At 71.3% G+C, this 8,075-nt stretch carries 6 protein-coding genes and 1 pseudogene; 4 read left to right on the top strand and 3 right to left on the bottom strand.

Features of this window, described 5'->3' with window-relative positions; all coding sequences use genetic code 11:
- The 3 genes from uraD to Y694_RS18085 form a co-directional block, all read right to left on the bottom strand.
- The coding region (gene uraD / locus Y694_RS18075; protein ID WP_036235059.1) for a 2-oxo-4-hydroxy-4-carboxy-5-ureidoimidazoline decarboxylase at window positions 1–1,523 on the bottom strand (1,523 nt) is incomplete at its 3' end.
- Window positions 1,520–2,464: an allantoinase PuuE gene (gene puuE / locus Y694_RS18080; protein WP_011828377.1), complete on the bottom strand. Its 945-nt coding sequence runs from the start codon at window positions 2,462–2,464 to the stop codon at window positions 1,520–1,522. The genes uraD and puuE, both read right to left, overlap by 4 nt.
- A 40-nt stretch (window positions 2,465–2,504) precedes the next feature.
- Complete coding sequence (locus Y694_RS18085) at window positions 2,505–3,266, bottom strand: GntR family transcriptional regulator (RefSeq protein ID WP_036235051.1); 762 nt, start codon at window positions 3,264–3,266, stop codon at window positions 2,505–2,507.
- 184 nt (window positions 3,267–3,450) lie between these two features.
- Between Y694_RS18085 and uraH the strand changes: the two genes are divergently transcribed.
- The 4 genes and pseudogenes from uraH to Y694_RS18105 all read left to right on the top strand — a co-directional run.
- Complete coding sequence (uraH, locus tag Y694_RS18090) at window positions 3,451–3,804, top strand: hydroxyisourate hydrolase (RefSeq protein ID WP_036235053.1); 354 nt, start codon at window positions 3,451–3,453, stop codon at window positions 3,802–3,804.
- A 10-nt stretch (window positions 3,805–3,814) separates the two neighbouring features.
- Entirely contained in the window at window positions 3,815–5,014 is a 1,200-nt protein-coding gene (locus tag Y694_RS18095; protein ID WP_036235055.1) for a urate hydroxylase PuuD, read from the top strand.
- A 57-nt stretch (window positions 5,015–5,071) separates the two neighbouring features.
- Window positions 5,072–6,673 (top strand): nucleobase:cation symporter-2 family protein, encoded by a 1,602-nt coding sequence (locus Y694_RS18100; protein ID WP_036235057.1) that lies wholly within the window; start codon window positions 5,072–5,074, stop codon window positions 6,671–6,673.
- Window positions 6,674–7,035: 362 nt separating this feature from the next.
- Window positions 7,036–8,075 (top strand): annotated as a pseudogene (locus Y694_RS18105) (8-oxoguanine deaminase); the annotation flags it as partial.

Below are 8,075 nucleotides of genomic sequence, written 5' to 3' on the forward strand. Positions count from 1 at the left end.
GTTTCCTCGAGGTGGCAGGCGAGGCCGCGGCGCTCGCAGATCGCGGCCAGCCGCTCGCGCACGTCGGCCGCCATCGCGTCGCGCACTTCGTTGGTGGTGGAGCGGATGTCGAGGCTGAAACGGCAACGGCCCGGCACGACGTTGATCGAGCCGTTGGGCACCTCCAGCATGCCGACGGTGCCGACCAGGTGCGGCGCCGCAGCGGCGCGCTGCTCGACGTAGAGCGCCAGCTCGGCGACCGCGGTGGCGGCATCCCGCCGGCGGTCCATCGGCGTGGTGCCGGCGTGGCTGGCGACGCCGACCACCTCGCCGAGGTAGCGCACGCTGCCGTTGATGGAGCTCACCACGCCCAGCGGCAGGTCCAGCTCGGCGAGCACCGGGCCCTGCTCGATGTGGACCTCGACGAAGCCGAGGTAGCGCGCCGCATCGCGCGCCTCGGCCGCGATCGCCTCCAGCGTGGCCGGCAGGCCGGCGGCCAGCATCGCGGTGCGCATCGTCACGCCGTCGGCGTCCTGCTGGTCCAGCCAGGCGGGCTCGAAGTGGCCGGTAAGCGCGCCGGAGCCGAGGAAGGTGGCCTTGTAGCGCTGACCCTCCTCTTCGGCGAAGCCGACCACCTCGAGGCCGAAGGGCAGGCGCCGGCCGGCGCGGTGCAGCTCGCGCACGCAGGCCATCGGCACCAGGATGCCGAGCCGGCCGTCGTACTTGCCACCGTTGCGCACGGTGTCGTAGTGGCTGCCGGTGAGCAGGCGCCGCGCCGACGGATCGCTGCCGAGGTAGAGGCCCACCACGTTGCCGACCGCATCGAGGCGCACCTCGTCGAAGCCGCAGTCGCGCATCCAGGCCTGCAGCTGCGCGGCGCAGGCACGGTGCGCGTCGGTCAGGTAGGTGACGGTGAGCTCGCCGCGTTCGCCATAGCCCGGGTCGGTGTGCACGGCCAGCTGCTCGGCCCAGTCCCACACCGGGTTGCCCAGGATCGGCGCGGCGCCGAACTTGTCGTTCAGGCGGATCTCGGCGATGCGGTCGATGTTGCGCAGGCACTCGGCCAGCTCGATCTCGGGGTGGCCCTGCAGCCGGCGCTGCAGCGTCGCGAGGATCTCGCGCCGGTGCAGGCCCTCGCCGCGTGGGCCGCGCACCGCCAGCACGAAGGGCCAGCCGAAGCGCGCGCCGTATTCGGCGTTGAGCCGCTGCACCAGCGCGAACTCCTCCGGGGAGCAGTGGTTCAGGCCGGCGCGCGCCTGCTCGCCGGTCGATTCGGCGGTCAGCGTGCCGGCCACCGCGGCCTTGCCCGCCAGCTCGGGGTGGGCGCGCACCAGCGCGAGCTGGGTCTCGCGCCCGGCCTCGCGCACCACGCGCACCATCGCATGCTTGAGCTGCGCCAGGCTGGTGAACGGCCGCTGGCGCAGTGCCGTCTCGGCAATCCACGGCGAGTGCTCGTAGAGCCCGTCGAGCGCGGCCAGCGCCGCCTGGGCCGGCGCATCGTTGAGCCAGGCGAGCGTCAGCGGGGTGGGGGCGGCGGTCGTCACGTGGAGGCCTTCGCGCAGGGGTGGGTGGCCTGCCAGTGCCGCGCGATGTCGATGCGCCGGCACACCCAGACGCGGTCGTGCGCCTCGATGTGGTCGAGGAAGCGCTGCAGCGCGCCGATGCGGCCAGGCTTGCCGAGCAGGCGGCAGTGCATGCCGATCGACATCATCTTGGGTGCGTCCTCGCCCTCGGCGTAGAGCGCGTCGAAGCTGTCGCGCAGGTAGGTGAAGAAGTGCTCGCCGGTGTTGAAGCCCTGCGCCTGCACGAAGCGCATGTCGTTGGTGTCGAGCGAGTAGGGCACCACGAGGTGGGGCACGCGGGTGCCGTCGGTCTTCTCGACCTCGGTCCAGAACGGCAGGTCGTCGCCGTAATAGTCGCTGTCGTATTCGTAGCCGCCCTGGTCGGCGACGAGCCGACGCGTGTTGGGGCTGTCGCGACCGGTGTACCAGCCGAGCGGCCAGGCGCCGCCGGTCAGCTCGCGCAGCAGCTGGGTGCCGATGCCGATGTGGCGGCGCTCGGTGGCCTCGGGCAGGTTCTGGTAGTGGATCCAGCGCAGGCCGTGGTTGGCGATCTCGTAGCCGCTTTCCATGAAAGCGGCCAGCAGCTCCGGATAGCGCTGCAGCGCCATGCCGACGCCGAACACCGTGAGCGGCAGGCGGCGCTTCTCGAACTCGCGCAGGATGCGCCACACGCCGACGCGCGAGCCGTACTCGTACATCGACTCCATGGTCATGTGGCGGTTCTCGTAGGCCTGCGCGGTGATCAGCTCGGACAGGAAGGTCTCGGAGGTGGGATCGCCGTGCAGCGGGCTGTTCTCGCCGCCTTCCTCGTAATTGAGCACGAACTGCACCGCGATCTTCGCGCCGCCGGGCCAGCGCGCGTGCGGGACGTCGCGGCCGTAGCCGCGCAGGTCGCGGGGATAGGGGGCAGGGGTCGGATCCATGGTGGGCAGGCCTTGCAAGAAGCGAGCGCAGTGCGGCGGCTCAGCCGGCCGGCCGCAACGCGGCGTCGAGGTCGTGGACGCGCGGGTTGAGACGCAGGTTGCGCTCGACGTTGCGCAGGTGGGCGTCGAGCAGCTTCACGGCGGCGCGGGCGTCGCGCCGTTCCAGCGCATCGACCAGGGCCACGTGCTCGGCCTGCGAATGCTCGGCCGAGTGCGAGGACTGGTACATCAGCGAGATCAGCGAGGAGCGCGACAGCAGGTCGGTCAGCAGCTGCGCCAGCACCTCGTTGCCGACCATGCGGGCGAGGATCATGTGGAAGTCGGCCAGCAGCCGGGTGCGGCCGGGCACGTCGGTGCGCAGCACGGCCTCGCGTTCGGCGCGCAGGTGGGCGCGCAGCTCGGCGATCTGCGCGTCGGTGATCACCGTGCACAGCTTGCGCACCATCGCGGCCTCCAGCATCTGCCGCACCTCGAACACCTGGCGCGCCTCCTGCACGCCGGGCCGGGCGACGAAGGCGCCGCGGGCCGGCTCGAGCGTGACCAGGCGGTCGCGGCTGAGCTGGTTGAGGGCCTGGCGCACCAGCGTGCGCGAGACCTTGAAGAGGTCGGCGATCTTCTGCTCGGCCAGCTTGGTGCCCGGCATCAGCCGGCGCTCGACGATGGCGGTGGTGATCGCGTCGACGATGCGCTGCGTGGCACTGGTATCGGCCTCCGGCGCGGCGCGTGCGGCCGCGCCGGCACGGCGGCGCCGCGACGGTGCGGGCTTCAGGGCCTGGAGCGGTGCAGCGGCGGTGCGAGGCATCTTTTCGGTGCGGTATCGGCGGCGTCGCGGCCCGGCAGGTCCGTGGCACGGTGCTTGCGACGACCGGCAAAGTGTATACACTTTTGTGCACAGCCCGCGCCGGGCGGCGCTGCGTGATGCGGCCCGCGGACACGGACCGCACGCCCCCTCCCGCGACCACCACCGGAGCGCCGCCGCCACGACCATGGGACGACTCACCACCCACGTGCTCGACACGATGAACGGCTGCCCCGCCGCCGGCATGGCGGTGACGCTGTGGCGCCTGGCGCCGCAGGGCGACCAGCGCCTGGCCGCGCTGCGGCTCAACGACGATGGCCGGGCCGACCTGCCGCTGCTGGAGGGCGCGGCGATGCAGCCGGGCCGCTACCGCCTGGTCTTCGCGGTGGCCGACTACTTCCGCGCGCGCGGCGTCGTGCTGCCGGAGCCGCCCTTCCTCGACGAGGTGCCGCTGGACTTCGGCCTGGCCGACCCGGCGCTGCACTACCACGTGCCGCTGCTGGCCAGCCCCTGGGCCTATTCCACCTACCGCGGCAGCTGAGCCGATGCCGATGGACGCCTACCTGCTCGACTGGGCCAACCTGCTGCTGCGCTGGCTGCACGTGGTCACCGCGGTCGCCTGGATCGGTGCCTCGCTGCACTTCGTGCTGCTCGACGACAGCCTCTACAAGCCGGAGGACCCGGAGCTGAAGAAGAAGGGCGTCGACGGCGAGGCCTGGGCGGTGCACGGCGGCGGCTTCTATCACTCGAACAAGTACCTGGTGGCGCCGCCCGACCTGCCCGAGAAGCTGCACTGGTCGTACTGGGAGAGCTACGCGACCTGGCTGTCGGGCTTTGCGCTGCTGTGCGTGCTGTACTTCGTGAACGCCTCGTCCTTCCTGGTCGACAAGGCGGTGTTCGACTGGTCGCCCGGCGCCGCGGTGGCCGGTGCTCTGGCCTATCTGGTGCTGGGCTGGGTGGTCTACGACGGCATCTGCCGCGTGTTCGGCCGCAAGCCCGACGGTTCGGTGGGCGGCGACCTGAAGGTGGGCATCGGCGTGTTCGTCTACACCTGCGTGGCGGCGTGGATCGCCTGCCACCTGTTCGCCGGCCGCGCCGCCTTCCTGCTGACCGGCGCGATGCTGGCCACGGTGATGAGCGCCAACGTGCTGATGGTCATCATCCCCGGCCAGCGCAAGGTGGTGGCGGCGTTGCGCGCGAAGCGGCCGGTCGATCCGAACCTCGGCAAGCGGGGCAAGCAGCGCAGCGTGCACAACACCTACTTCACGATGCCGGTGCTGATCGCGATGCTGTCCAACCACTACGGCATGGTCACGCAGCACCGCCTCAACTGGCTGGTGCTGGTGTTGATGATGCTGGCTGGTGCGCTGATCCGGCTGTTCTTCGTGCTCCGTCACAAGGCGCCGCCGCGCTGGGAGATCGCCGCCGCGGCGATCGCGATCCTGGCCGGCGTGGCGTGGCTGGTCGCGCCGAAGCACGAGCCCGTGGCGTCGGCGCAGGCGGCGGCGCCGGTGCGCTTCGCGCAGGTGCAGGCGGTGGTGGGCGAGCGCTGCGCGATGTGCCACAACGCCCAGGTCGTCAGCAAGAACATCCAGCTGCACACGCCCGAGCTGATCGCCGGCCATGCGCAGCAGATCTACCAGCAGGCGGTGGTGCTGAAGACCATGCCGATGAACAACGCCACCCAGATGACCGACGCCGAGCGTGCGCTGCTGGGTCGTTGGTACGAGGCCGGCGCGCCGCCCCGTTAGCGGGCAGGGCCTGGGTACGGGCCTTGCAAGGACCCGAGGGCATTCGAGGAGAACGCCATGGCTTCGGGCACACCCCCCACCGTCCACCCGGTCGACGAGAAGCTGCCCGCCGGACGGCTGGCGACGCTGGGCCTGCAGCATGTGCTGGTGATGTACGCCGGCGCCGTGGCCGTGCCGCTGATCGTCGGCCGCGCGCTCAAGCTCAGCCCCGAGCAGGTGGCGATGCTGATCTCGGCCGACCTGTTCTGCTGCGGCATCGCCACGCTGATCCAGTCGCTGGGCGCGACGCGCTGGTTCGGCGTGAAGCTGCCGGTCATGATGGGCGTGACCTTCGCCGCGGTCGGCCCGATGGTGGCGATGGCCGGACCCGGCGGCACCGAAGCGGCGCGCGCCATCTTCGGCGCCATCATCGGTGCGGGCCTGCTGGCGATCTTCATCGCGCCGGTGATGGGGCGCTTGCTTCGCTTCTTTCCGCCGGTGGTGACCGGCACCATCATCGCGGTGATCGGCATCAGCCTGATGCGCGTGGGCATCGGCTGGGCGATGGGCGGTCCGGCCCACCTGGCGCAGTTCACCGACGTGCCCCGGCTGGTGGTGATGGTCGACCAGGCCAAGGCCGAGGCGCTGGCCGGCAATGCGGCGGTGGCCGCACTGTCGGCCGGCTCGGCTCCGGCGGCGGGTGTCGCGACGCAGGCCGCCGCCGCGGCCACGGCTTCGGCCAATGCCGGCACGAACGCGGGCGCCGCCCCCGTGCCGGTCGTCACCCGGCTGCCGGGGCCGGTGCCGCAGAAGGACAACCCGGCCTACGGCGCGCTCGACAACATGGCCGTCGCGGCCTTCGTGCTGGGGGTGATCCTGCTGATCTCCAAGTACGGCCGTGGCTTCGTCGCCAACATCTCGGTGCTGCTGGGCATCGTGGCGGGCTGCGTGGTGGCCGTGGCGATGGGCAAGATGGGGTTCGACAAGGTGGCCAAGGCGCACTGGTTCGACGTGGTCACGCCGTTCGCCTTCGGCCCGCCGGTGTTCGACCCGGTGCTGATCGCGACGATGACGCTGGTGATGGTGGTCGTGATGATCGAATCGACCGGCATGTTCCTCGCGCTGTCCGACCTGACCGGCAAGCCGATCGACCAGCGCGAGCTGACGGCCGGGTTGCGCACCGACGGGCTGGGCACGTTGATCGGCGGCGTGTTCAACACCTTCCCCTACACCAGCTTCTCGCAGAACGTGGGGCTGGTAGGTGTGACCGGGGTGCGCAGCCGCTACGTGTGCGTGGCGGCGGGGCTGATCATGATCGTGCTGGGCCTGCTGCCGAAGATGGCGGCGCTGGTCGAGTCGGTGCCGACCTTCGTGCTGGGCGGCGCCGGGCTGGTGATGTTCGGCATGGTGGCCGCCACCGGCATCCGCATCCTCGCCGCGGTGGACTACAAGACTCATCGCCACAACCTCTACATCGTGGCCATCTCCATCGGCTTCGGCATGCTGCCGCTGGTGGCGCCGCGCTGGACGCAGCAGATGCACCACGGCCTGCACCCGCTGCTGGAGTCCGGCATCCTGCTGGCGGCGCTGAGCGCGGTGCTGCTGAACCTGTACTTCAACGGTGCCAAGGGCGGGGCGGCGGATGCGGTCGAGGCGGCGAAGCTGGCCGAGGCGCATTGATTTTCTGGGGGGTGGTGTGTGGTGCGGCAGGCGGTGTGTGCCGAGGGCTCGGGCGGGGGCGGTCGGCGCTGCGCGCCGACGCCACTGCGGTGCTCGCGGCGGGGTGGCGTCGCGGAACTCGCTGCGCTCACTGCGTTCGCTGCGCTCGGACAGCCGCGACGGATCAGTTCACGAGGCGCGCTGCGCGCGCCCACCCCGACGCTGCGCGCCTCGTCCGCCCCCGACCTCACCCCCGGCACACACCGCCTGCCGCACCCGTCAAGCTCGTGGTGCTCCACCGGCCCCAACCGCCTCTGTCGACCCCTCGTCTGCCGCCCGTCTCGACGCATGAACGTCTCGCAATCCCTCCAAGCGCCGCCACCATGCCCACGCTGCTGATCCACAACGCCCGCCTCGTCGTCACGATGGACGAGCAGCGCCGCGAGATCTCCGACGGCAGCGTGTTCATCCGCGACCACGTGATCGAGGCCGTGGGCCCGGCCCCCGAACTGCCGGTCACCGCCGACGCGGTGATCGACGCGCGCGAGCACGTCGTCCTGCCCGGGCTGATCAACACCCACCACCACATGACCCAGTCGCTGACGCGCGTGATCGCGCAGGACTGCGAGCTGTTCGACTGGCTGGGCACGCTCTACCCGATCTGGGCCGGGCTCACGCCCGAGATGGTGCGGGTGTCGACGCAGACCGCGATGGCCGAGCTGCTGCTGGCGGGCTGCACGACCAGCAGCGACCATCTCTATCTCTATCCCAACGGGGTGACGCTCGACGACAGCATCGAGGCGGCCACGGAGATCGGCATGCGCTTCCACGCGGCGCGCGGCTCGATGAGCGTGGGCCAGAGCCAGGGCGGCCTGCCACCCGACCACGTGGTGGAGGCCGAGCCGGCGATCCTGAAGGAGACGCAGCGGCTGATCGAGCGCTGGCACGACCCGGCGCGCTTCGCGATGCGGCGCATCGTCGTTGCGCCGTGCTCGCCGTTCTCGGTGAGCCGCACGCTGATGCGCGAGTCGGCGGCGCTGGCACGCAGCTTCGGTGTCTCGCTTCACACTCACCTGGCCGAGAACGACAAGGACATCGACTACTCGCGCCAGAAGTTCGGCATGACGCCGGCCGAGTACGCCGAGGACCTGGCTGGGTCGGCCGCGACGTGTGGCATGCGCACTGCGTCAAGCTCGACGCGCCGGGCATCGGCCTGTTCGCGCGCACCGGCACCGGCGTGGCGCACTGCCCCTGCTCGAACATGCGGCTGGCCTCCGGCATCGCACCGGTGCGCGCGATGCGCGACGCCGGCGTGCCGGTGGGCCTGGGCGTGGATGGCTCGGCCTCGAACGACGGCGGCCACCTGCTGGCCGAGGCGCGCATGGCGATGCTGCTGCAGCGCGTGGCGCACGGCCCCGAGCGC

The sequence above is a fragment of the Methylibium sp. T29-B genome, from assembly GCF_000576225.1.
GTDB lineage: Bacteria > Pseudomonadota > Gammaproteobacteria > Burkholderiales > Burkholderiaceae_C > Methylibium > Methylibium petroleiphilum.

Excerpts from the sequence above, each read along its gene's own strand:
- Y694_RS18100 (WP_036235057.1), top strand. The coding sequence starts at position 5,072 with ATGGCTTCGGGCACACCCCCCACCGTCCACCCGGTCGACGAGAAGCTG.
- uraH (WP_036235053.1), top strand. The coding sequence starts at position 3,451 with ATGGGACGACTCACCACCCACGTGCTCGACACGATGAACGGCTGCCCC.
- Y694_RS18085 (WP_036235051.1), bottom strand. The coding sequence starts at position 3,266 with ATGCCTCGCACCGCCGCTGCACCGCTCCAGGCCCTGAAGCCCGCACCG.
- Y694_RS18095 (WP_036235055.1), top strand. The coding sequence starts at position 3,815 with ATGGACGCCTACCTGCTCGACTGGGCCAACCTGCTGCTGCGCTGGCTG.
- puuE (WP_011828377.1), bottom strand. The coding sequence starts at position 2,464 with ATGGATCCGACCCCTGCCCCCTATCCCCGCGACCTGCGCGGCTACGGC.